Below are 23361 nucleotides of genomic sequence, written 5' to 3'. Positions count from 1 at the left end.
TGCCCAGCCCCCCATTGTCATGGCGAGGGAGCGGCGGTCCCCACAGCAATCGCCCGCCCCCCATTGTCATGGCGAGGGAGCGGCGGTCCCCGCAGCAATCGCCCGCCCCCCATTGTCATGGCGAGGGAGCGGCGGCCCCCGCATAGCGCGGGGCCGCCCGACCGAAGCAATCTCCCGCTTCAGCGAACGAGATGCCTGAGTACATATCTCCCGTGCTCGCGGGGGATTGCTTCGCCGCGCTGCGCGCGGCTCGCAATGACAGGAGGAGTGCGGAAGGTATGCCTGCGCGGGTTTCTCCCCTATCCCGATAATCATAGTGAGGGAGCGGCGGCCCCCGCAGCAATCGCCTGCACCCCATTGTCATTGCGAGGGAGCGGCGGCCCCCGCAGCAATCGCCCGCCCCCCATTGTCATGGTGAGGGAGCGGCGGCCCCGCGTCGCGCGGGGCCGCCCGACCGAAGCAATCTCCCGCTTCAGCGATACATATACCTGAGAGGGTGTCTCCCGTGCTCGCGGGAGATTGCTTCGCCGCCTGCGGCGGCTCGCAATGACAGGAGGAGCGCGGAAGGTATGCCTGAGCACATATCTCCCGTGCTCGCGGGGTATGGCTTCGCCGCGCTGCGCGCGGCTCGCAATGACAGGAGGAGTGCGGAAGGCCTACCTGTTACCCATCACCGTGCGGTGGCGGGCCGTCGAGCTGCTCGGCCAGCCAGCGCTGCATCAGGTTCAACCCGTTCGGATGGAGGCTGTGCCCGACTGGGTCTTCGTGGTAATGATGGCGCGGTGCGTGTTGGGCCAACAGATCACGGGTGGCGCGGGCCTGTTCGACCGGGATGACATCATCGTAGCTGCCGTGCAGTTGCAAGATCGGCAACCGGGCCAACCCCGCCGCTGGCGGATCAGTTGCCAAGGCCGGATCGAGGTAGCCGTTGGCTGCAATCACGCCGGCCAGCTTTTCGGGAATGCGCCATGCCAACGCCAGACTGAGGATCGCGCCTTGGCTGAAGCCAAACAGATAGGTGCGCCGTGGATCGGTGCCAATCCGGCCCGGCAATTCGCTGACAAATTTGATCAACAGATCCACCGCTCGCGCCCGCCCCACTGGATCGGGAATCAGCCGGCCCGGAGCGCCGCTCAGTTCGTACCACGCAAACCCGCCCCACGGCAACGCAATGGGAGCGCGTGCGCTGACAATGTGCATCCGGTCGTCGATCAGATCGGCCAGCTCAAACAGATCGCGTTCGTGGCTGCCAAACCCGTGTAACATCAGCAACAAAGGCGCCGGCCCGGCCTCAACCAGCGGGCGCCGTTCAACGGTGCGAATTGTGGTCATGGAATCACCAGTTCTTGCCCGACGCGCAGGTTATCGCCTTGCGCCGGGGTCAGATTATTCGCCTGCAAGATCGCTTCAATTGTAACCCCAAACTGTTCGGCAATCGTGCGGAGGGTGTCGCCCGCCTGCACGGTATAACGGCGCGGCCCGGCGGCAGGAGGTTCCGGCGTTGGGGTCGGTTCCGGGGTTGGTTCCAGTGTTGGTGTTGGCTCCGGCGTTGGCGTCGGTTCCGGCGTTGCTGTTGGCTCTGGTGTCGCCGTCAGGGTTGGGGTCAGCGTTGGCCGCGGGGTCAAGGTTGGCAACGCCGGCGACGGGGTAACGGTGGGCAGCTCCGGCGCTTCTTCAGTGTCAACTGCCTCAGCGACCGGCGGCGACCACGCCGGCAGCAAGGTCAGATCGCCGATCCGCAACGGCGGCAACGCCGAACGGGCAATGGTCAGCAGTGCCACCGCCGCGATGAGCAACAGCAAGCCTGCCCCTGCCGCCACTCCAGTGCTGCCGATGCGGTTTTGCAGCAGGCGCAGGATGATGGCGCCGATTGGAGGCAAAACAAAAGCCAGCGCCAATAACAACCACAGCATTGTTTCCGATACCACCATTCCGTATATCCCCGTAGAGCCGCACGGCTGTGCGGCGCTCAAGCATTCATTGCCCTGAATGGCATGCCCTATCCCGGCGCAATATCGCTATCACGGCGCCAAGGCCCACGCCGGATTGTAATCGCGCCCCAACAGCAAGACAATATCGGCCCCCAGCGGTTGGGGCGGCGCATCAGCCGGCGGGGTGGCAAACACCTGCGTCGCCGGCAACCCCAAATGAGCGGCCAAGCGGGCGAGCGCCGCCGGTTTGCCGGCATAATCGATAATGATCGTCGTCTCGCGGCGTTCGGCGTTGGCGGGCGGCAAGGTGCGGAAGCCAGCATTATCCAGCGCCCGGCTGACCCGTGCCGCCAACCCGTTCACCGGCGTCCCGTTCAGCACCTGCACCGTCGCTTGTTCGCGATCGATGCGCGGCCCGGCTCGCACTCGCTCGACCAATGCCGCCAAGTCGCGCCGGTTCCAGTAGATGTCTGAGCCGATTTCGGCCACCACTGCCACCTCACGCGGGTTGATGCTGAAAGTTGCGATCCGGTCAGGATCGAGCGATTGGGCCAGCGCAATCAACTCGCGCAACGCCGCTGGATCGTCAATTGGCAATGTCGTCTTGATGCTGCGCCGCGCTTCGGCCAGCAAAGCTGAGACAGCACTGGCCTGATCAAGCAGGCCGCGCGAGCGTACCGTCGTTAGGGCCGCGCGCACCAGCGCCTGCTGGCGGCGGGCGCGGTCAAAATCGCTCGAACCATGGCGCGAGCGGGCGTAGCGCAACGCTGTCGCGCCGTCGAGCACTTGCAAGCCGGCAGGAATGAAAATGCGCTCGTACCCGTAATCAGCAGTCGGAAAACTGCTGTCGAGCAAGGGGGAGGGTACCTCGATGATCACGCCGCCGATCGCATCGATCAGTCGCTCGAAGCCGGCAAAATCGATTTGGGCGACATAATCGACCGGCAGATTGAGCAAGGTTGCCACCGTCTCGGCGGCAAGCGCCGCCCCCGCCGCCGCTGGATCAACCCCGCGCCCGTACAGGTCGGCGGCATGGAGGTAGCCATAACTATACGCTGCATTGATCTTCTGCTCGCCAAGCCCGCGGATCACGGCCACCGTATCACGCGGGATCGAGAGTAGGCTGACCCAGCGTTCATTTGGATTGACATAAGCCAAGATCAGCGTGTCGCTGCGCACCCCTTCAGCGCCATCGTCGCGCTGGTCAACACCGAGCAGCAAGACGGTGAATGGCTGGCGAAAGACAGTATTCGCCGGCGCCGACCCGCCGCTCGCCGGACGCGGATCGCTCAGGCGCATACTGGCGGCGAAGGTGTTCCACAGCCACCCCACGCCCCACACTGTTACCAGTACTGCCAGCGCCAAGCCGCCAAACGTCAAAAAGCGCCGCCAGCGCTGCTGCCGTTGCGCGCGCAGTGCAGCCACCCGTTCGCGCGCGCTCACCCGTGGCTGTCGCCGCTCATGATCCTGCCAATCCATCGCCGCCGCACCCTGTTATTCTTCGATCTCAGGCTCATCGGGCGGTTCGTAATGGCCGGTAGCGATGATCGGCGCACTGACCATTAGCCGTCGCAGACCCGGCGCATCGCTGCGCGGCAAGATCGCCAGCACCACGATGCTCATATCATCGCTCGGTTGGCCATCATCAAGTTCGAGCGCCCGTTGCATCACACTATCAACCAGCGTCTGCGGATCGCGCCCCTCGCGCGCCGGCCATGCCGCAAGGTAATTCGGCAATCCCAAATCCTCGCCGCGCCGCTCACCTGCCCGCAACAGGCCATCGGTAAACAAGACGACATACGTGTAGGCCGCTACCGGCAATTCGCTGATCTGGGGCCGGATGAGCGGTTGCAAACCGATCGGCGCCGAGGGCGCGTTAAAGCTGCGCAATCCCTGCGGCGTAATAGCGAAAAATGGCGCTGGATTATTGCGCGTCACCAAGATTTTGTGCGCGGCAAAATCGACCGAGAGGATATTGAGCGTCGCCGCCGCCTGCCCCATTCGATAGGTATACAGGTAATCGTGGACAGCGCGCGCAACGGCTCCATCCCGAGCGCCATCTTTGAGCAGCGCAATTGCGCGGGTGGCCACCAGATGCGACAGCGTCTTGGCGCTGCGCCCGCTACCCTGTCCATCGGCGAGCACAAACGAAAACCCGCCCCCCGGACGCTCGATCATCTCTAGGGTATCACCGCTCTCGACCTCGCCGGCGCGGGGAACTTTCGCAATCGCGACCCGCATCTCTAACTCTGCCATTGCCCGTTTCCCCTCTTGTTCGCCCAATATCCGTTACAGCATACCACAAGTTGCCCCGTGCTATAATCAGAGCGTTACCAGTTCTTGAGACAAGGAGGACGAAGATGTCCGCACCGCGGATCTTTCACAATCTTATCGGCGGCGAGTTTGTGCCCGCCCAGAGCGGCAAGACCTTCGAGCGCCGCAATCCTGCCGATACCCGTGATGTGGTGGGGGTGTTCGCCGATAGCGATGAGCGCGATGTTCACGCGGCGGTTGAAGCCGCCAAGGCGGCGTTTGCTACGTGGAGCAAAGTGCCCGCACCCAAGCGGGGCGAGATTCTGCTCCGCGCCGCCGAGCTGCTGCAAGCGCGCAAAGAGCAGTACAGCCGCGACCTGACCCGCGAGATGGGCAAGCCGTTGTTCGAGGCTGGCGGCGATATTGTCGAAGCGATCGGTATGGCCCAGTACGCCGGCAGCGAGGGCCGCCGCATGCACGGTGTCACTACCCCATCCGAACTGCCCAACAAGTTTCAGATGAGCATTCGCCAGCCAATTGGCGTGGTTGGCCTGATCACGCCGTGGAACTTCCCTATGGCGATCGCGTCGTGGAAGATGCTCCCAGCCATTGTCTGCGGCAACACGGTCGTGATCAAGCCGGGGGAAGACGCTTCGGTCAGCACCTACAATTTAGTGCAATGCCTGATGGAAGCAGGCTTGCCTCCCGGCGTGGTCAACATTGTCACCGGTTATGGCCCCAAAGCTGGCCAACCGCTGGTCGAGCACCCTGACGTGCCGGTAATTTCATTTACCGGCAGCACCGAGACGGGCCGGCTCGTGTACGAGCTCGGTGCGCGCCGGATCAAGCGGGTTAGCCTTGAGATGGGTGGCAAGAACCCGCTGATCGTCATGCCCGACGCCGATCTCGATCTGGCGCTCGACGGGGTGTTGTGGGCCGCGTTTGGCACCACTGGCCAGCGCTGCACCGCCACCAGCCGCCTGATCGTCCACCGGGCAGTGGCCAAAGAGCTGGTGGATCGGATCGTCGCCCGCGCCCAATCGTTGCGGATCGGCAACGGCCTCGATCCGGCCACCGAGATGGGGCCGCTGGTGAACGAGAAGCAGGTTCAGCGCGTGCTCAACTATATCGAAATCGGCAAGCAAGAGGGGGCAACGCTGCTGTGCGGCGGCTACCGCCTCACTGGCGGCGATTACGACTACGGCCACTTCATTGCGCCCACCGTCTTTACCAACGTCACGCCGCAGATGCGCATCGCCCGCGAAGAGATCTTCGGGCCGGTGCTGAGCGTGCTCGAGGTGGATAGCCTCGATGAAGCGGTGGCGGTGGCTAACGATGTGGCCTACGGCCTCAGCTCGGCGATCTACACCCGCGACATCAACGCCGCTTTCCGCGCCATGCAAGCGTTGCAAGCCGGCATTGTCTACATCAACGCGCCCACCATCGGCGCCGAGATTCACCTACCCTTCGGCGGCGTCAAAGCCACCGGCAACGGCCACCGCGAAGCCGGCCCGACCATGCTCGATGTCTTCTCAGAGTGGAAGAGCGTGTATATCGATTACAGCGGCGCCTTGCAGCGAGCGCAGATCGATAATGCGGATTAGGTTGCGGAAGGGATAACGATATGGCGAGACGCTTGCATGGGCGTCTCGCCACGTAGTTTAGTAGCGATAGCATACCCTGATACAGGCGCTGATCGCTTTGTCACAGTGATCCACTAGCAATCAATAACACTCCGCTCAATCTCCTCCGCCACCCATGGCAACCGGATACCGCGCACGCCGGTCGGCGTCAGCACATCGACCCGCCGGCCTAAGAGGCGCTCGAGGTATTCAGCTAATTCCACAAAGCGAAATCCTAGCGGACGTTCAAACTCCACAATGATGCCAACATCGCTCGTGTCGTCTGCCTGATCACGAGCATAAGAGCCGAACAGGCCTATCTTCGTAACTCCATAGTGGGCGGCTAGATAGGGATACTGTTGCCGCAGCAATGCAATCATTTCTTCGCGGTTTGGCATAGGCTGTTCCTTCCAGTATGGAATAGCGGCAAGCAATGATCGCCGCCTGTGCCACCCAACCATGCGAGCGCAACACCCTGCTCCGAACCAGCGAGTTGAAAGCTGAGCCGGCGGTTTTGCCTACAGCTTCAATCGCCGCTTGGCAAATGACTGCCCAAAGATGGATAGCGACCTGAATATACGGCAGTTGGAACAATCGTATCATCTTGGCTACACTCCTGCCAGAACACGATCAGTACCCGATGTGACCACCGGCTGGTCTGAGCGTTCCGATGACGCCACCGCGCAGCCGGCCCGACTATGCTCGATGTCTGCTCAGAGTTGAAGAGCGTGTCTATCAATGACCGTGGCGCGTTGCAACAGGCGCAGATCGATCATGTCGATTAAACGCTGGTTCGTGAGGTGAGCCAACGAGGGTTGCACGGTCGCGTGACCCTCATTTTACTTGATGAATAAATTGTAATTTAATCCTAATAGGTATTAGTTGATTATGGAAATGATGTGGTAACATGGAAATGGTACCATTTTCCTGTCAAGATATAGTTCTTAAAATAGGGTTAAAATGCGAATTCAAAACGTTGCAACTATATTTTTACTATTTCTCGCGGCATGTTCATTTATGCCCGCACCAACACCCACACCAGAGCCACGAAAGCTCACCATTACCGGCTGGACTGGGTATATGCCGCAAGAGTTGCTTGACGCTTTCAGCGCCGAAACCGGGATTGCAGTGGAATATATCGGTTATGACACGCCGGAAGAGGTGTTAGCCGCTTGGGAGCAAGGCGCCGCGTATGATCTGGTGATTATCGGCAATCAGTTTATTTCGGGTCTGGTGAGTGACAAAAAGATTGCATCAATAAACTACGCCAACATTCCCAACGCCCGCAACCTGAGCGCCAACTTCCGCGATTTGGCGTTCGATCCGGGTAATCGCTATTCGGTGGTCTACCAGTGGGGTACTACCGGTCTGCTCATTCGCACCGATCTGCTCGAACGCCCAATTATGCGCTGGTCTGATTTGTGGGATCCAGCCCTTGACGGCAAGATCTTGCTCTGGCCCATCCCGCGCGATGCGGTGAGCGTGCTCTTGAAATCGCTGGGTTTTTCCGTCAACACCACCAACCCTGCCCATTTGGCCACCGCGCTCGAACGGGCGCCAGATTTTGCCCGCCGGTTAGGTTGGGTTGGCGAAGGAGTTGACACAGTAACTCAATACCTTGTATCCGGCGAGTATGCGGTGGCGTTGGGCTGGACGTATGACGCGCTTGATGCGCAGCGCCAAAGCAATAACATTGCGTACATCCTTCCCGGCGAAGGAACCATCCTCTGGGTTGACTGTTTTGTCCTGCCGGCTACCAGTACCAGACAGGCGCTCGCCGAACAATTTATCGATTTCTTCCTGCGGCCGGAAATGAGCGCCTTAGTGACGAACCAGCTCGGTGTCGCCACGGCGAACGATGCTGCGCGACCTTTGATCGACACGGCATTGCGCAATAATCAAGCTATTTTTCCAGAGTTAGCTGTCTTGCAACGGGCTGAATTGGAAATGCCCCTTGATCCGGTAACCCAAGCAAGGTACGATGAAATTTGGAATGTATTTCGCGCTGCTCAACCATAATCTATGCGTCACTCCTTGCACCTCATCCTGCTCTTCATCCTCGCTGCGTGCAGTCCGGCGACGGTGGTCACGCCACCTCCTGCTACGCCGGCGCCCGACAAGCTGGTTATTGCCGGTTGGGCCGGCTATATGCCGCAAGCCCTGCTCGACGCCTTTAGCGCCGAGACCGGGATTGCGGTGGAATATGTCGTCTATGAGAGCCAGTTCGATGTTATCGACCAATTGCGCGCCGGCACTGGCGATTACGATGTCGTGGTGATGGGGAATACATTGATGCCAACGTTGGTCGCGGATGGATTGCTGGCGCCGATGGATTACAGCCAGATCCCGAATTTTCGTTATGTCAGCGCCAATTTCCGCGATCTGAGCTACGATCCGGGCAGCCGTTATTCGGTCGTGTACCAGTGGGGCGTAGGCGGGTTGGTCGTGCGGCCCGATCTGCTCGACCGCCCGATTACGCGCTGGGCCGATCTGTGGGATCCGGCTTTGGCCGGCAAAATCGCGATGTGGCTCGAAGAAGACCAGCTTTTTATGATTGCGCTGAAGGCAATGGGCCAGCCCCTCACAGTCACCGATCCGGCCGTGTTCGATCAGGCTGCCGAACGCCTGCGCAAATTATTGCCAAACGTGGTGGCGCTCGATCCAATGATGCCCAACGCCGCCGAGCTGGTGGCCAACGGTACCCACCCGGTGTTGTACGGCTGGTCGTATGATGCGCTGGCGGGCCAAGCGCTCAATCCGGCGGTCACGTTCGTTCTTCCTGAAGAGGGTCCGCTGCTGTGGATTGATACGCTCGTCGTGCCTGAGCGGAGCGAGCGTAAAGCGGATGCCCTCCAATTCATCAATTTTGTTTTGCGGCCGGAAATGTGCGCGCTGATTACAAATGAAATCTACGTGGCGACGGCGAACGATCAAGCTATGCCGTTGATCGATCCGGCGTTGCAACATCACCCGTGGATCTTTCCGCACGGAGAAGACATGTTGAAAGCGGAATATATGCTGGAACCGCCGCCAGATCTGGCTGCGTACCGGCATCAATTGTGGGAGCAACTACTGGCAGCGAGGGTGAGGTGATTCGTGCGACGTTTGCGGATGTGGCTGCGCTCTCTTAAGCACCGTCTCAATACCAGCTTGCAGGCCAAGCTGACGCTCTTTCTGAGCTTAATGCTGGCCGTGATCTTGCTGGTTGCAGCGTATGGCGTCTTCCTGTTCATCGAGTCGATCGAACACGAGGGCTGGGCCGGTCGCCAGCGTGAGGCGGCCCAGAACGCGGTGCGCACGATTGATGACTTTTTGCTGCGCATCGAAGACACCTTGACGCTGGTTGGCGCGTTGTCGGTCGAACAAGTCGAACGCTCGCCCGATCTGTTGCCAGAGATTTTGAACCGGGTGCCGGCATGGATCGAGATCGTGCGGGTTGATCGCAATGGCCGGGTGGTGGCGGAAGTGACGCGCGACCGTTCCTTGCTGGGTGATTTAGTGACCATCCCGCTCGCCAATTGGTTTCAGCAGGCGCGGGCCGGCCAACGCTACCTCGGCCCCCTCTTTATCACCGCTGATAGCGAGCCGTACATCATTATAGCGATCCCGGCCAACGATGGCGGTGTGGTGGCCGGACGGTTGCGCATGAACTTGCTGTGGGAAACGGTGGCGACGATCCGGTTTGGTCGCACTGGCAGCGCCTACATTGTGAACGATCAGGGGGTGATCATCGCTCACCCCAATCCTCAGATCGTGTTGAACTATACTACAATCAGCGACCGGCCCGAGTTTCGTGAGTTTCCGCCTGATGGCAGCCAACAATACTATGTTAACCTTGCCGGTGAAGAGACCCTTGGCGTCTCTTTAAATATCCCCGGCACCCAGTGGCGTCTGATCACGGAAGTGCCTGAATCAGAAGCTACCGAGCTGTCAACTCGGGCCGGCATCACCTTCACGGGCAGTTTGATCATCTTCGGCATCCTGCTCTTGCTGGCGACGAACTATCTTCTCAACCGATTTGTCTTTCGGGTGCTCGACGAGCTGCGCCACGGCGCCGAACGGATCGGCGGCGGTAATTTGACCCACCCGTTGCCGGTACGCTCAGAGCGGGAAGTGGCGGAGGTGGGGCGCGCGTTTAATGCCATGATGCACCAACTGCGCATGCGCAACGCTGAGATTGCTAAACAGACTGAGAGTTTGAAAGCCGAGATTCAAGAGCGCCGCCGGGTGGAACAAGAGTTGATCAAAGCCCGCGATGCCGCCGAAGCCGCCTCGCGTGCCAAGAGCACCTTCCTCGCCACCATGAGCCACGAGCTGCGCACGCCGCTGACGGCGATCATTGGCTATAGCCAACTGATGGAACAACTCGTGAACAAAGGCATCTACGAGACCGTGATCCACGACGTAGGACGCATCCGGGCCGCTGGTAATCATCTGCTCTCACTTATTAACGATATTCTCGATATCTCGAAAATTGAGGCTGGCCGGATGACGATCAGCGCCGAGTATGCCGATGTGGCCGATCTGGTGCGCACCGCGGTGAATACGGTGCTGCCCCAGATGGATAAAAACCGCAACCGCTTCCAAGTCCATTGCCCGCCTGATATTGGGTTGCTCAATAGCGATGCGACCAAGGTGCGGCAAGCGTTGATCAATCTGCTCAGCAATGCGGCCAAGTTTACCGAAGACGGCGAAGTGAAGTTGACCGTCACTCGCCACGAGCAAGATGGCAAGACGTGGTTTCGCTTTGAGGTGGCCGATACCGGGATTGGCATCCCTGCTGACAAACTCGATAAGCTGTTCAAAGCCTTCTCGCAAGTTGACGACTCGCCGACCCGTAAGTATGGCGGCACCGGCTTGGGCTTGGCGCTCAGCCAGCGTCTGTGCGAGCTGATTGGTGGGCGGATCACGGTGCAGAGCACTGTTGGCGAGGGTTCGGTCTTCACCATGGAGATCCCGGCTGAGTTGGGTAATGCGTTGCCCGCGCCAACCCTGCGCTTAGCCGATCTGCCTTCAGCAGCGGAGGTAAGTGAGCCGTCGCCAGTGACGGCTGACACGTCCACGCCAGTGAGCAATGCGATCGTGCTGGTAATTGATGACGATCCTGCGGTTGGCGATCTGATCCGGCGGATAGCGCCGGGCAATGAGGTCTATGTGGTGACAGCCGAGACCGGCGCGGAAGGGTTGCGCGTGGCAACCGATCTGCTGCCCGATCTGATCGTGCTCGATCTGAAACTGCCTGACTTGAATGGGATCGAAGTATTAGCCCGGCTGCGCGAAACGCCTGAACTGGCTGCTATCCCGGTCGTGGTCTTGACGATTGACGATCAGGCGCGCCGCGGTTTGGCGTTGGAAGTGGCTGAATATCTCGTTAAGCCGATCGAGCCAGAGAAATTGCTCACGGTGGTCAAACGCTACTGCCGGCGCCAAGACGAAGGGACGCCGTCCCACATTCTGATCGTCGAGGACGATCAGGCGCTGGCCGAACTCGTGGCGCGCACGCTGCGCATGGCTGGCTGGCCGGTCGAGGTGGCGTTTGATGGTGAAACCGGTCTGACGGCTGCGCTGAGCCGTCCGCCGGGCTTGATCCTGCTCGATTATATGCTGCCAAAGATGGATGGCTTGCAACTGCTTGAACATCTGCGAGCCGATCCGGTAGGGCAGAGCATCCCGGTGATTTTCATGACCGCTCGCGATCTGACAGCCAACGATCGCGAACGGCTAGCCCAAACGGTGAGTGCGATCCAGCGCAAGGCCGAATTAGATCTGGAGCAGATCGTTGTCCGCATCCGGCAGATGATGCAACGCAATCCGGCATCGTCTGCCGCCAATACCACATCAAACTAAACGGATTGCATGACTAAGGAGTATGTTATGGGGTGGGGTGCTACAGCTATGGCTAAGATTCTGATCGTAGAAGACGACGCTAACAATCGCGATCTCATCGCGCGTATTGTAGAATTAATGGGACACGAACCCATCTTGGCGGTAGACGGTGCGCAAGGAGTGGCGCTGGCCCGCAGCGCCAAACCGGATTTGATCATTATGGATATGGGATTGCCGGTGCTTAATGGCTGGCAGGCAACCCATCGCATCAAGTCTCAACCGGGAACGAGCCATATTCCGGTGTTGGCCCTCACGGCCTATGCCTTGAATGAAGATCGGCTACGCTCGTTGGCTGCTGGCTGCGATGACTTCGAGACCAAACCGATCGATTTTGGCCGTTTCCGTGAAAAGGTGCAAGCCCTCCTGAGCCGCACTGCTTAAATTGATGAGCAGGCTATGAACCACATCCAACGCTCCCAGCCGGATGTTGCCGAGACGCAACCCGGTAGGATACTGATCGTTGATGATCAGGAAGTGCTGCGCTTTTTGCTGCGGCGCGAACTTGCCGCCCTTGGCCATGAGGTCGATGAGGCGCCCGATGGGCCAACGGCGCTGCACATGCTGCGGCAGCATGCCTTTGATATAGTCCTGCTCGATATTATGATGCCCGGTATGGATGGGATCGAGGTGTTGCATCATATTAAAAGCGACCCTGATCTGTACGATCTGCCGGTCATCGTTGTCTCGGCTGATATTGATATCGATCATATCGTCACCTGTATCCGTAACGGGGCTGATGATTATGTCTTTAAACCGTACAACATTGTGCTGCTGAATGCGCGGATCAATGCCAGTCTAGAGCGCAAGCGGTTGCGCGACCGCGAGCGGCGCTACCGGCTCGAACTTGAGCGGATGGTCGCCGAACGCACTGCCGATCTCGAACGTTCCCAAGAAGCGTTGCGCCTCAGCGAAGAGCGCTATGCACTGGCAGCGCGCGGCGCCAACGATGGTTTGTGGGATTGGAACATTGCCGCCGGTACCATCTATTTCTCGCCGCGTTGGAAAGAGATGCTTGGCTATGCCGAAGATGAGATTGGCCATACGCCGGGCGAGTGGTTCAATCGCATTCACCCAGATGATCGCGAGTTGTTCGAGGTGCGGCTAATGGCTCACTTTCGCCGGCTGTTGTCGCACTTTCAGCACGAATACCGGATTCTGCATCGTGATGGTTCGTACCGTTGGATGCTCTGCCGCGGCCTCGCCGTTTGGGATCAACACGGCCAAGCAATGCGGATTGCCGGTTCACAGACTGATATTACCGATCGCAAAAAAGCTGAGCAGCAACTTCAGCACGATGCGCTGCACGATAGCTTGACCGGTCTGCCCAACCGCGTGCTCTTCACCGACCGGCTCGAACGCGCGATCGTGCGCTTGCGGCGCGAGCCGGATCGTCACTTTGCGGTGCTCTTCCTCGATCTCGACCGGTTTAAAGTTATTAACGACAGCCTTGGCCATGAGGTAGGCGATCAGTTGCTGGTTGCAGTGGCAGTGCGCTTGCAAGAATCGGTGCGTCCGAACGATACGGTGGCCCGCCTTGGCGGTGATGAGTTTACCATTCTGCTCGAGCCGATCGAGCACGAACAACAAGCCGAGCAGGTGGCTGAACGCATCCAGCACGCCTTGTCAGCGCCACTCTACTTGCAAGGCCATCAGATCGTCATTTCGTCAAGCATCGGGATTGCCTACAGCAGCAGTGGCTATGCCCAACCCGCTGACCTGATCCGCGATGCCGACACCGCGATGTACCATGCCAAGTTACGCGGCAAAGCATGCTACGTGCGCTTTGATCCCTCGATGCATACCGAAGCGCTGGCGAAATTGCAACTCGAACAAGACTTGCGGCTCGCGCTCGAACGCAACGAATTCCGCCTCTTTTACCAGCCGATCGTGCTGTTGCGCACCGGCGCAATTGTCGGGTTTGAGGCACTCATTCGCTGGCAACACCCGCAACGCGGCTTGCTGGCTCCCGGTGAGTTTTTGCCGCTGGCCGAAGAAACCGGCCTGATCGTACCAATGACATGGTGGGTGCTGGAAGAAGCATGCCGGCAGATGCAGCGCTGGCACGAACAGACTCTCACCGAACCGCGCTTGTCGATTAGCGTAAATTTGAGCGGACGGCTCTTTTCTCAGCCTGATCTCATCGAGCGGCTGCAACATATTCTCGATCAAACCGGTTTGCCGCCGCAGTATTTGAAACTGGAAATCACCGAACATACCTTTATTGAGTTTGGCAGTTTCACTAATAATTTGCTCGAAGGCATTCGTAATTTAGGCGTTGAATTGTGTATTGATGATTTCGGCACCGGTTATTCGTCATTAAGTTATCTCCATACCTTCCCGGTGAATGTACTCAAAATTGATCGCTCGTTTGTTAACCGGCTTGATGCGAAATCGAGCCAAGGCGATATTGTACAGACGATCATCCAATTGGCGCACAATCTGAATATGGAAGTGGTGGCTGAGGGGATCGAAACCCCGGAACAGTTTGAGCAATTGAAAGCACTAGCGTGCAGCCACGGGCAAGGCTGGCTGTTCGCCCCGGCCTTGAGCGAGGCGGAAGCGCAGGCGTTGATTGGGACGATGAAGGTTTAGGAGTGTGCAGCCGGTTTGACGCGATAGAAGATAGGGAACCCGGCCTGAAGAGCCGGGCTGCCATTACGAAGCCCGCTGCGCGGGCTGCTGGCCCTCACCCCCCGGCCCCTCTCCCACCTGACGGCGGGAGAGAGTGGACAGAACTTCTGTCTGGAACCCGGCCCTAACGGGCCGGGCTAGGGTTACGAAGCCCGCTGCGCGGGCTGCTGGCCCTCACCCCCCGGCCCCTCTCCCACCTGACGGCGGGAGAGAGTGGACAGAACTTCTGTCTGGAACCCGGCCCTAACGGGCCGGGCTAGGGTTACGAAGCCCGCTGCGCGGGCTGCTGGCCCTCACCCCCCGGCTCCCTCTCCCACCTGACGGCGAGAGAGGGGGCGCCGCTGGATGGCGGTTACGGCCCCATTCCCAACCCGTTGTGCTGTTGATGGCAGCGCAACGTAAGCCGCCGTCCCCCACCACACCATGCTATACTGCTCTCGTGAAGAAAGGAGCATGTATGGCGCTCACGCAGTTGCCCCGGCGGCGCGGCGCGTTGTGGCTGCTTTGCCTCCTCTGCTGGTCGCTGGCGGGATGCTTGATGCCGGTAGCGCAACCATCACCGACTGCCACCCCCACTTCCCTGCCGGCTACGCCAACTCCACTGCCGATCACGGCGGCTGACCTCTGGCAGCGCGCGTTAGCTTCCAGTGAGATTGGCGATGATGATACGGCGGCGAGCTTGCTCAGCCAGTTGTTGCAACTCTTTCCCGCCGCTGCCGAAGCGCCGCTTGCCCGCCTGATGCTGGCCCGCTCGTACGGCGATCGCGGCAATTGGACATCGGCGGCGGAATTGGTGCGCCCATTATTGGGCGACCCGGCGACGCCGCTCTATGCCCCGGCGCTCTTTCTCACGGCCCGCGCCCACGAGGCGGCTGGCATGCATGCTGAAGCGGTAGCTGCTTATACCCAATACGAAGCGCTCGGTACGCCGCTCGCACCCTACGCGGCGCTGCGAGCGGCGGCCCAATTGCGCGTGTTAGAGCGCTGGGCGGAAGCGGAGGCCAGTTATCTGCGCGCTGCGACTGGCGAGATGGCGGCGGGCCAGCGCGCTGCCGCATACGAACAGGCGATGGCGCTCGCCGCTGCACAGGGCCGTCCGGCAGATGCAGTAGACTATGCGCGCCAAATCCTCGCCTTCGCCACCCAGCCTGACTACCGGTCCCGGATCGTGGCGCGGGCGGCGGAACTGGCTGCCGAGGCGGGTGATCCGGCCACGGCCAGCGCCTTGCGCCGCGAAGCGATTGCGACCTATGCCGGGCAAAGTGCGGCGCTGGCCGCCGATGCCCTCCGTGCCAGCAACGACCCGGCGCTTGATCCGTTTGCCGCTGCCCAAGCCTACCGGGCCGTGGAACGGTGGAACGATGCGATCGCTATGCTTGATCGGGCGATCGCCGCCGGGCAGAACGAAGCCGAGGCGTTGCGCCAGCGCGGGTTAGCCCGGCGCGCCTTGGGTGACTTTGCCGGCGCGCTGGCTGATCTGGCTGCGGCCCGCGATCGTGACCCCAACAGCGACACCGGGCGGCAAGCGGCGCTCGACTGGATCCAGACCTACGGCCAGAGCGGGATGGTGGCCGAGGCTGCCGCGCGCTACCGGCAATATGCACTAGAATGGCCCGACGATCCACGCGCGCCGGTGGCGCTCGACCGGGCCGCGCAGTTGTATGACCGGTTGGGCGACGGTGCGACCGCGACCGACGTGCGGCTTGAACTAGGGCAACGGTATCTGACCACCATGCTCGGCATTGCTGCGTTGCACCGGGTCGCGTTGGCGCGCTTTGATAGCGGCGATCTGGCTGGCGCCAGCGAACTCTGGCGCGCGCTGGCCCAACGCGGGCAAGGGATTGGGCAGGCGCTCGGCGCGTTCTGGGCCGGCAAAGCAGCGCAGCAGCTCGGTGATCCGGCGGCGGCAGACTACTTCCGGCAGGCGCAGGCTGCCGCGCCAGACAGCTACTACGCCGCGCGGGCCGCCGAAGCGTTGGGAGAGATTCCCAGCGGCCCGATCCCCATTGGCGCGCCGATCGATGCCGCCGATTGGATCGTGCTCGCCGAGTGGGTGCAAAGCTGGAGCGCGAGCGAGGTTCAATCGTCATTGGCGAGCGTGGCCGAACGAGCGCGTCTCTTGCGTGAAGTAGGCTTGTACAACGAAGCCGATAGCGAATGGCTCGATGGGTTGCGGCAAGCAGGCGAGGAACCGTTGCGTTTGCTCGATCTGGCCCAGCGCGCCTATCAGGCCGGTGCAACCTACCCGGCGCTGCTGGCTGCCGAGCGGCTAGCGCGTTTAGCGCCGCCGGCAGCGAATCCGCCCCCGCCTGCCCTGCTTCGCCTGCGGTTCCCGACCCCATACCCTGAACTCGTGCAGCGGGAAGCGGCGGCATTCGGCGTCGATCCACTCTTATTCTACGCGCTGATCCGACAAGAGAGCCTCTTTAATCCAGCGGCAACCTCATGGGTAGGCGCGCGCGGCTTAGCCCAAATCATGCCCGACACCGGGCGCGGCATCGCCCAAAACCTCGGCGTCAGCGACTTTCAGCTCGACGATCTCTACCGGCCCCACGTCAGCATCCGCTTCGGCGCTTTCTACCTTGGCCGCCGGATCAGAGACATGAATGGCAGCCTGCACGGGGCGTTAGCCGCCTACAACGGCGGCCTCGGCAACGCGCAACGCTGGGCCGGCGGCAATGTGGTCGCCGATCCCGACCGTTTTGTCGAAACGATCGATTTTAGCGAAACGCGCAACTACGTGTGGGCCGTGTATGCGTTTTATGGGGTGTATCGAGGCATCTACACTGGCGAGTGATATCGTTTCTTATGCATATATCCCATACTACGCCCTCGCATATATTGACAATATCAACCTCATCTGCCATAATAACTAAAATAAAAACCCTCTTACACAAGTAAATAAAAAATTAAAAGGCCGTGAATTGCCTTGACTAAACGCAGTGGATACGGGACATTGTATCGCTTGCTGGATTGTACGCTCGATAACGTGCTGTGATTGACTGTTCAGGCCATTCATTGCCATACGACATGCAACTGTAGGGGAAGTCACATCTTCATGGAGCCAGTCTTAATCCTATTCAACACCATCCTCCTGACTGCGAGCCTCGTCTACATCTTATTGCAAGATTGGAAGGCGACCGCCAATCGCCTCTTTGTCTTACTCACCCTGTTTGCATTGGCTTGGAGCGGTGGGGGTGTGCTGCTCTATTCCAATCCCACCCCCAGCAACATCTGGTTTCTTGCTGGGTTGCTGCCCACCATGCTCGCAGCCACCTTCGGCAGCCTGATTGCGCTTATTTTGGTGCTCTTTATCCCGCACCGCTACGAGCAGCCGGCAGTGCGCTGGGCTATCTTGGCGCCCTACATGGTTGTGACCGTTATCCTTGCGGTAAGTTGGTACGGTCACACTGGCTGGTTTATTCGTGATGTCACTTGGGAAGCCAAGAGCGGTTTGACCTTTGTGCCCGGCCCAGCATTTCCGCTGGCGCTAATCCTCTTTGTGATTGGCGGTTTTAGCGCGCCGCTGAGCATGCTGATCACGATTGCTATCCGCCATCGCTCATTTCGCGCGCCAGTGCTCTGGTTGATTGCGGGTCTCACCTTCAACTTTTTGACCGGATCCGCCGCTAACTTGCTCGACATACCGGCATTGACATACCTCAATTTCTTGCCATTACATTTTGCGTTTGGCTGGGTGACGCTACGCTACGGCATCTTCCTTCCCTCGCATGTCGCGTTACAAGCTGCGATCGAGAGTCTCCCTGATGGAATCGTGGTGCTGCAGAATGACCGGCAGGTACGGTTTGCCAATCGGGCGGCGCAGCAATTACTCCCAACCTGTGTTGGCCAACCCTTCGAGCAAGCGTTGGCGCAGGCTGGATTGACCGCCCAAACCGGCGCAGATCCCAACCAGCAAGGTTTGCTGCGGTTGGCCCGAACTCATGGGCACGCGCAGGTGTTAATCGTGACTGAAGTCGCCATGACCAACGCGCGCGGCAAAGAGAGCGTGGTCTTGCTGCGCGATGTCACGATGGCCGAACGGCAGCAAGCCGAGTTGCTAGCATCGCGGGCAGCGCTGGCTGAACGCACCGCTGAACTTGAGCGGTCGCTGGCCGAGTTGCAGCAGCGCGATGCGTTATTGCGCCGGCTGACCTTGCCGATCATTCCGTTAAGCGAAACGGTGTTGCTCGTGCCGCTGATTGGGGCATTTGATGCCACCCGTTGCCAGACGTTGGTTAGCCTCATCCTGCCGGAAATCGCTGCGCGCAATGTGCGCACGGTGCTGGTTGATTTGACCGGCCTCACTGTCTTCGATCAAGACCTTGCCCGCGCCTTGCGCCAACTGAGCGACGGGGCGCGGCTGATGGGGGCGCAGGTGGCGCTGTGCGGCATCCGGCCCGATATGGCCGAGGTGATGATCCACACCGGATCGACGTGGAACGGGATGCGCTCGTTTGGCACTCTGCAAGCTGGGGTGAAGGCGCTGTTGGCGAGTGGGCCGGTCACGAATGGGCAACACCCAGAGCGCAATGCGGTTCCTATGAATGGCTCTTTCACACCTCTTCATAATGATCTGCGTGAATGAACATTGAGCGGCGCTGGGTGAACGTGCTTCCATAGCACAGGGCAACGATGATGGAGTGCGGAGTTTGTCTCCTGCACTCCATATTATTATCTGTTCGCCGTTATCAATACCAGATACTCTTCTCATCAGGCCTGATCCGCAGAGAGAAGATCTTCTCCTTCTCACATCCAGTTGAGTATAGAGCGGACTTTTTATGTTCTGCTAGGCAATTTCATCGCATCAGAGAACTCGCTAAGCAGAAGCCAATTTGCTTTCACTCATTTTTGACAATCACCTGCGAAACAGCCATAATAATGGCAGATACATACTCCCCGCTTGAGCCATTGTTGCAACGCAGCAATACTACCTACCGTTACCAAAGCGTTTTCCAAACAGCAACCGTTTTCGTAACCGAGGAAGGCTGACATGGAACTACTCCTCGTGCTCTTTACCCTGATCATCCTCGCTGCCAGTATCGTGTACGTGTTGCTGCAAGATTGGCGGGCTCAGGCGAACCGGATCTTTGCTCTTTTTACCGGCTGCTCGTTGGTGTTGACATGCGCCGGCGCGGTGCGTTTTGCTAGCCGTAACGCGGATGAAATTTGGTTACTTTCTGGCTTGCTCACTTCACTCCTCGCTGCGATCTTTGGTTTTTTGGTTTGGCTGATCATGATTTTGTTCATGCCACACCGCTACCGCCAACCGGTGGTGCGCTGGGCCGCCATCACACCGTATGCTTTCATGACGGTCTTTCTCGCCATCGATTGGTATGGACGATTTGGCATTGTAGGCGGCGATGTGTTTCGCGCTGAGACGGGCGTGCTCAGCTTTGTGCGCGGGCCGCTCTTCTGGCCAGTGTTTGCGCTCTACATCATCGGTTGTCTGCTGGCGCCGCTCGCGATGTTGGGAACAGTTGCGATCCGCCATCCGGCACTGCGCACTCCGGCGCTCTGGTTGACCGCCGGAGCGGTAGCTACCTTTTTGATGGGCTATGTGTTTCGTGAACTTGGCTTAGTCGCAGTTACCTATATTAGTTTGCTGCCTCTCCATCTTTCCTTCGGTTGGGTGACATTGCGTTACGGCGTCTTTCGCCCCTCGCAAGTCGCGTTGCAAGCCGCGGTCGAGAACCTGCCCGATGGTGTGCTGATCCTCGACGCTAGCCGTCGTGTGCGCTTTGCCAATCGGGCGGCGCAGCGGCTTATTCCGGCCTATGCTGAGAATGGACGGACGTTTGAGCAGACTCTCGTCGAGAATGGCGTTCACGAGCAAACGACGGCTGAGGATCAAGAGCGGGGCCGGCGCCGGTTTGTGCGCGCTGCCGATGGCACGATCGTCCTTGCCTCGGAAGTTGCGATCAGCGATGAACAGGGCACCTCAAGCGTGGTGTTGCTGCGTGACGTTACCCGCTCGGAACGGCAGCAAGCCGAGTTGCTGGCATCGCGGGCAGTGCTAGCTGAACGCACCGCTGAACTGGAGCGGTCGCTGGCCGAGTTGCAGCAGCGCGATACGTTGTTGCGCCGGCTGACCTTGCCGATCATCCCGTTAAGCGAAACGGTGTTGCTCGTGCCGCTGATTGGGGTCTTCGATGCTGACCGTTGCCAGACGTTAGTTGACTTGATTCTGCCGGAAATTGCCGAACGCAATGCGCGCACGGTGCTGGTTGATTTGACTGGCCTCACCGTCTTTGAACAAGACCTTGCCCGCACCTTGCGTCAACTGAGCGACGGGGCGCGGTTGATGGGGGCGCAGGTGGCGCTGTGTGGTATCCGGCCCGATATGGCCGAGGTGATGATCCACACCGGATCGACGTGGAATGGGATGCGCTCGTTTGCTACTCTGCAAGCCGGGGTGAAGGCGCTGTTGGCGAAAGCCGCGGTGATGGGTGCGTAGCGGCGCGGAGGGGTGGAACGAAAAGACTCAGAGGGCGCAGAGGGCGCAAAGGACGCAAAGGGGTAGAACGCCAAGACGCTAAGAACGCAGAGGGCGGCGCCGATTGTCATTGCGAGGGAGTGGCGGCTCACAGCGCGGCTGGGAGCCGCACGACCGAAGCAATCTCCCACGATAGCGAAACGAACCGGCTCAGGCATAGCTATGCAGGTACCCCGGCCCTGAAGGGCTGGGCTTAGGGTACGGGCTGAATAGCCACGAAAAGACACAAAAGGCACAAACACCATACGATTTGTTGCATCGTTGGTGTGTCTTTGTGGCTATTCTGCTCGGTGCCCTCACCCCCCGACCCCCTCTCCCACCGTTAGGTGGGAGAGGGGGATCTGCTGGCTCCCTCCCCCGGAGGGGGAGGGTTGGGGTGGGGGCAACTAGCAGTGACGAAGGCCTCGCCACGAACACCTTTTGCGTCTTTTGCGGCTCTTGGTGGCTATTCCTCTCCAGCGGCGTGTCTATGTGCGCTCTTCCCCGCGCAAGCCAGCCAGTGCCTGCGCGACGGTCAGCCAGCCGCGACCGGGGAAGAGTTTGGCGACTTGCGACGAGAAGATCAGGCTATTACCGAGCAATTCGGTCGCCAGCCCTTCGACCACCACCTCACCTTCGCCGAGCAACACCACCCGATCGGCGCACGCGGCAGCTAGCTCGACATCGTGAGTTGCCATCACTACCGTGCGACCTTCGTCGCACAAGCGGCGCAACATGGTGATCAAGCCGGCTTTGGCGTGATAATCAAGGCCGCGGGTCGGTTCATCGAGCAGGATAAGCAGCGGATCGCCGGCCAAACCGGCGGCCAGCGCCGCTCGCTGCGCTTCGCCGCCGCTGAGATCGCGCGGATAGCGCTCGGCCAGATGGTTGATACCAAAGCGCGTCAAGGCATCGGCGACGGCGGCGGACGATGGCCGTAACCCGCGTCCGCGCAAGCTGAACACCACCTCTTCGCGCAGGGTGTCGTGAAAGAGCATACTGCGCGGGTCTTGCGGCACATACGCCACCCGGCGAGCCAATTCCTCTACCGGAATGGGCGCAATATCGCGGCCTTCCAGCTCGATCTTCCCCTCAACGGGCCGCACCAATCCGATCAGCGTCTTGAGCAGCGTGCTCTTGCCGCTGCCATTGCGGCCCATCAAGGCAATTAACGCGCCGCGCGGCAGATCAAGATTTACCCGGTAGAGCGCCTCGTGCTGGCCGTATTGCACGGTGACGTTGCGCAAGCGAGCTAGCGGCTGATTGTCCGGTGACACGGGGGCGGATGGTGGTGAGACGGGCAGATCGGCGGGCACAAACCGCCGGCCCTCTTTGATCGTCAGCGGCAGGGGTTCCCAGCCTAACGCCGCACCCAGTTGTTGCAGCGGCGGGCGCAGCTCGATGCGCGCTAGCACCTCGCGCGGCGTACCCACTTCAACCCTGCCACCCGGAGCGAGGTAAAGGATGCGGTCGGCGTATTGCACCACCCGTTCCAGCCGGTGCTCGCACAGCACGATGGTAATGCCGAGGTCGGCATTGAGCTTTTGCAACGCGGTCAAGACCTCTTCTGCGCCGTGCGGATCGAGCTGGCTGGTCGGCTCATCGAGTACCAGCGCGCGCGGTTGGGCAGCGAGTGCGGCGGCAATCGCCACCCGTTGCTGCTCGCCGCCGCTCAGGGTGGCGACGTGGCGGTGGCGCAGATGGGCAATCGCTAACTGGTCAAGCACCTCTTCCACCCGCCGGCGCATTACTGCCGGCGGCACCCCCAGATTCTCCATCGCGAAGACGATCTCGTCTTCGACCCGCTCGACGACAAACTGGCTTTCGGGGTCTTGCACCACAAACCCGACCAGATCGGCCAGATCGCGCGGCTGGCAGGCCAGTGTGTCGCGCCCCCACACGCGCACCCGCCCGCCGAGCCGCCCGCCGTAAAAGTGGGGAACGAGGCCGTTGAACAGGCGCAAGAGGGTGCTCTTGCCGGCGCCGCTCGGCCCGCAGACGAGCAAAAATTCGCCATTGGCGATCTGCACGCTCAGATCACGCAGGATCGGTGCGCTGGCGCCGGGGTAGGTGTAGGTGACACGGTCGAGTTCGATCATAGTGTTTGCATGTTCCTGCAATTCGCAAAAGGCATTGCGAAAGGGTGCGCCATTGTTGGTGAGACAATCCTTGGCGGTACCTGCCTCCACCTCAGCCTTCGGTTGCCCCCACCCCAGCCCTCCCCCGGAGGGGGAGGGCGCAAGTCTTTTCCTCCCTCAGTGGGGAGGGGCGAGTGTGGACAGAACATCTGATCCGGCACACGGCCCTGAAGGGCCGGGCTAGGGTTACGAAGCCCGCTGCGCGGGCTGCTGGCCCTCATCCCCAGCCCCGCTCCCACCTGACGGCGGGAGCGGGGAGCGTAGTACCGAGCGTTGAGGCATTGTACAGCGAGTCGTTGTGAACAACCAAACGTTCTGTCTATCCCTCAACCTCTCCGAGGGAGGGAGCAAATCCTTCCCCTTCCCCAGCGGGAGAGGGGCGAGGGGTGGGGGCACATCCTCCCCCAGCGGGGGAGATCGGAAGA

15 protein-coding genes are annotated in these 23361 nt (G+C 60.2%); 9 read left to right on the top strand and 6 right to left on the bottom strand.

The window, feature by feature from the left end; all coding sequences use genetic code 11:
• Positions 1-663: 663 nt before the first annotated feature.
• The 4 genes from A6A03_RS07915 to A6A03_RS07900 all read right to left on the bottom strand — a co-directional run bounded on the left by A6A03_RS07915 (position 664) and on the right by A6A03_RS07900 (position 4187).
• Positions 664-1332: an alpha/beta hydrolase gene (locus tag A6A03_RS07915; protein WP_066786024.1), complete on the bottom strand. Its 669-nt coding sequence runs from the start codon at positions 1330-1332 to the stop codon at positions 664-666.
• Positions 1329-1931, bottom strand: coding sequence for a LysM peptidoglycan-binding domain-containing protein (locus A6A03_RS07910; protein ID WP_245668899.1), 603 nt, complete (start codon positions 1929-1931; stop codon positions 1329-1331). Before A6A03_RS07910 ends, A6A03_RS07915 begins: the two co-directional genes overlap by 4 nt.
• 90 nt (positions 1932-2021) lie before the next feature.
• Positions 2022-3410, bottom strand: coding sequence for an LCP family protein (locus A6A03_RS07905; RefSeq protein WP_066786020.1), 1389 nt, complete (start codon positions 3408-3410; stop codon positions 2022-2024).
• Positions 3411-3425: 15 nt separating this feature from the next.
• The gene (locus A6A03_RS07900) at positions 3426-4187 is read right to left on the bottom strand and encodes a PP2C family protein-serine/threonine phosphatase (protein ID WP_066786017.1); all 762 of its coding nucleotides are present in this window, start codon (positions 4185-4187) and stop codon (positions 3426-3428) included.
• 104 nt (positions 4188-4291) lie between these two features.
• Here A6A03_RS07900 and A6A03_RS07895 point away from each other — a divergent pair, with 104 nt between their 5' ends.
• Entirely contained in the window at positions 4292-5788 is a 1497-nt protein-coding gene (locus A6A03_RS07895) for an aldehyde dehydrogenase family protein (RefSeq protein WP_066786014.1), read from the top strand.
• A 113-nt stretch (positions 5789-5901) separates the two neighbouring features.
• Here A6A03_RS07895 and A6A03_RS07890 read toward each other — a convergent pair whose 3' ends face one another.
• Positions 5902-6204, bottom strand: coding sequence for a nucleotidyltransferase family protein (locus A6A03_RS07890; protein ID WP_066786011.1), 303 nt, complete (start codon positions 6202-6204; stop codon positions 5902-5904).
• A 619-nt stretch (positions 6205-6823) separates the two neighbouring features.
• Here A6A03_RS07890 and A6A03_RS07885 point away from each other — a divergent pair.
• The 8 genes from A6A03_RS07885 (at position 6824) to A6A03_RS07850 (ending at position 20780) form a co-directional block, all read left to right on the top strand.
• The gene (locus A6A03_RS07885; RefSeq protein ID WP_245668897.1) at positions 6824-7825 is read left to right on the top strand and encodes a polyamine ABC transporter substrate-binding protein; all 1002 of its coding nucleotides are present in this window, start codon (positions 6824-6826) and stop codon (positions 7823-7825) included.
• A gap of 3 nt (positions 7826-7828) precedes the next feature.
• Positions 7829-8899 (top strand): ABC transporter substrate-binding protein, encoded by a 1071-nt coding sequence (locus A6A03_RS07880; RefSeq protein ID WP_066786005.1) that lies wholly within the window; start codon positions 7829-7831, stop codon positions 8897-8899.
• Between the two features lie 3 nt (positions 8900-8902).
• Positions 8903-11653, top strand: coding sequence for a hybrid sensor histidine kinase/response regulator (locus A6A03_RS07875; RefSeq protein WP_245668895.1), 2751 nt, complete (start codon positions 8903-8905; stop codon positions 11651-11653).
• 48 nt (positions 11654-11701) lie between these two features.
• Positions 11702-12073, top strand: a complete 372-nt coding sequence (locus tag A6A03_RS07870) for a response regulator (RefSeq protein ID WP_066785998.1) — start codon at positions 11702-11704, stop codon at positions 12071-12073.
• A gap of 15 nt (positions 12074-12088) precedes the next feature.
• A complete protein-coding gene (locus tag A6A03_RS07865; protein ID WP_066785993.1) occupies positions 12089-14284 on the top strand; it encodes an EAL domain-containing response regulator in 2196 nt (731 codons plus the stop codon).
• Positions 14285-14780: 496 nt separating this feature from the next.
• Entirely contained in the window at positions 14781-17120 is a 2340-nt protein-coding gene (locus A6A03_RS07860) for a lytic transglycosylase domain-containing protein (RefSeq protein WP_066785990.1), read from the top strand.
• Between the two features lie 261 nt (positions 17121-17381).
• The gene (locus A6A03_RS07855) at positions 17382-18911 is read left to right on the top strand and encodes an STAS domain-containing protein (RefSeq protein ID WP_066785987.1); all 1530 of its coding nucleotides are present in this window, start codon (positions 17382-17384) and stop codon (positions 18909-18911) included.
• A 405-nt stretch (positions 18912-19316) separates the two neighbouring features.
• On the top strand, positions 19317-20780 hold the full coding sequence (locus tag A6A03_RS07850) for a histidine kinase N-terminal 7TM domain-containing protein (RefSeq protein ID WP_066785984.1): 1464 nt from the start codon (positions 19317-19319) through the stop codon (positions 20778-20780).
• A gap of 506 nt (positions 20781-21286) precedes the next feature.
• Here the strand turns inward: A6A03_RS07850 and A6A03_RS07845 are convergent.
• Positions 21287-22987: an ABC transporter ATP-binding protein gene (locus tag A6A03_RS07845; RefSeq protein WP_281181278.1), complete on the bottom strand. Its 1701-nt coding sequence runs from the start codon at positions 22985-22987 to the stop codon at positions 21287-21289.
• Between the last annotated feature and the right edge of the window lie 374 nt (positions 22988-23361).

The organism is Chloroflexus islandicus, from assembly GCF_001650695.1.
In the GTDB taxonomy this organism is placed as follows: Bacteria; Chloroflexota; Chloroflexia; order Chloroflexales; family Chloroflexaceae; genus Chloroflexus; species Chloroflexus islandicus.
The sequence above is the reverse complement of the archived record's forward strand: the minus strand, read 5'-3'. Positions and strand labels throughout refer to the sequence as shown.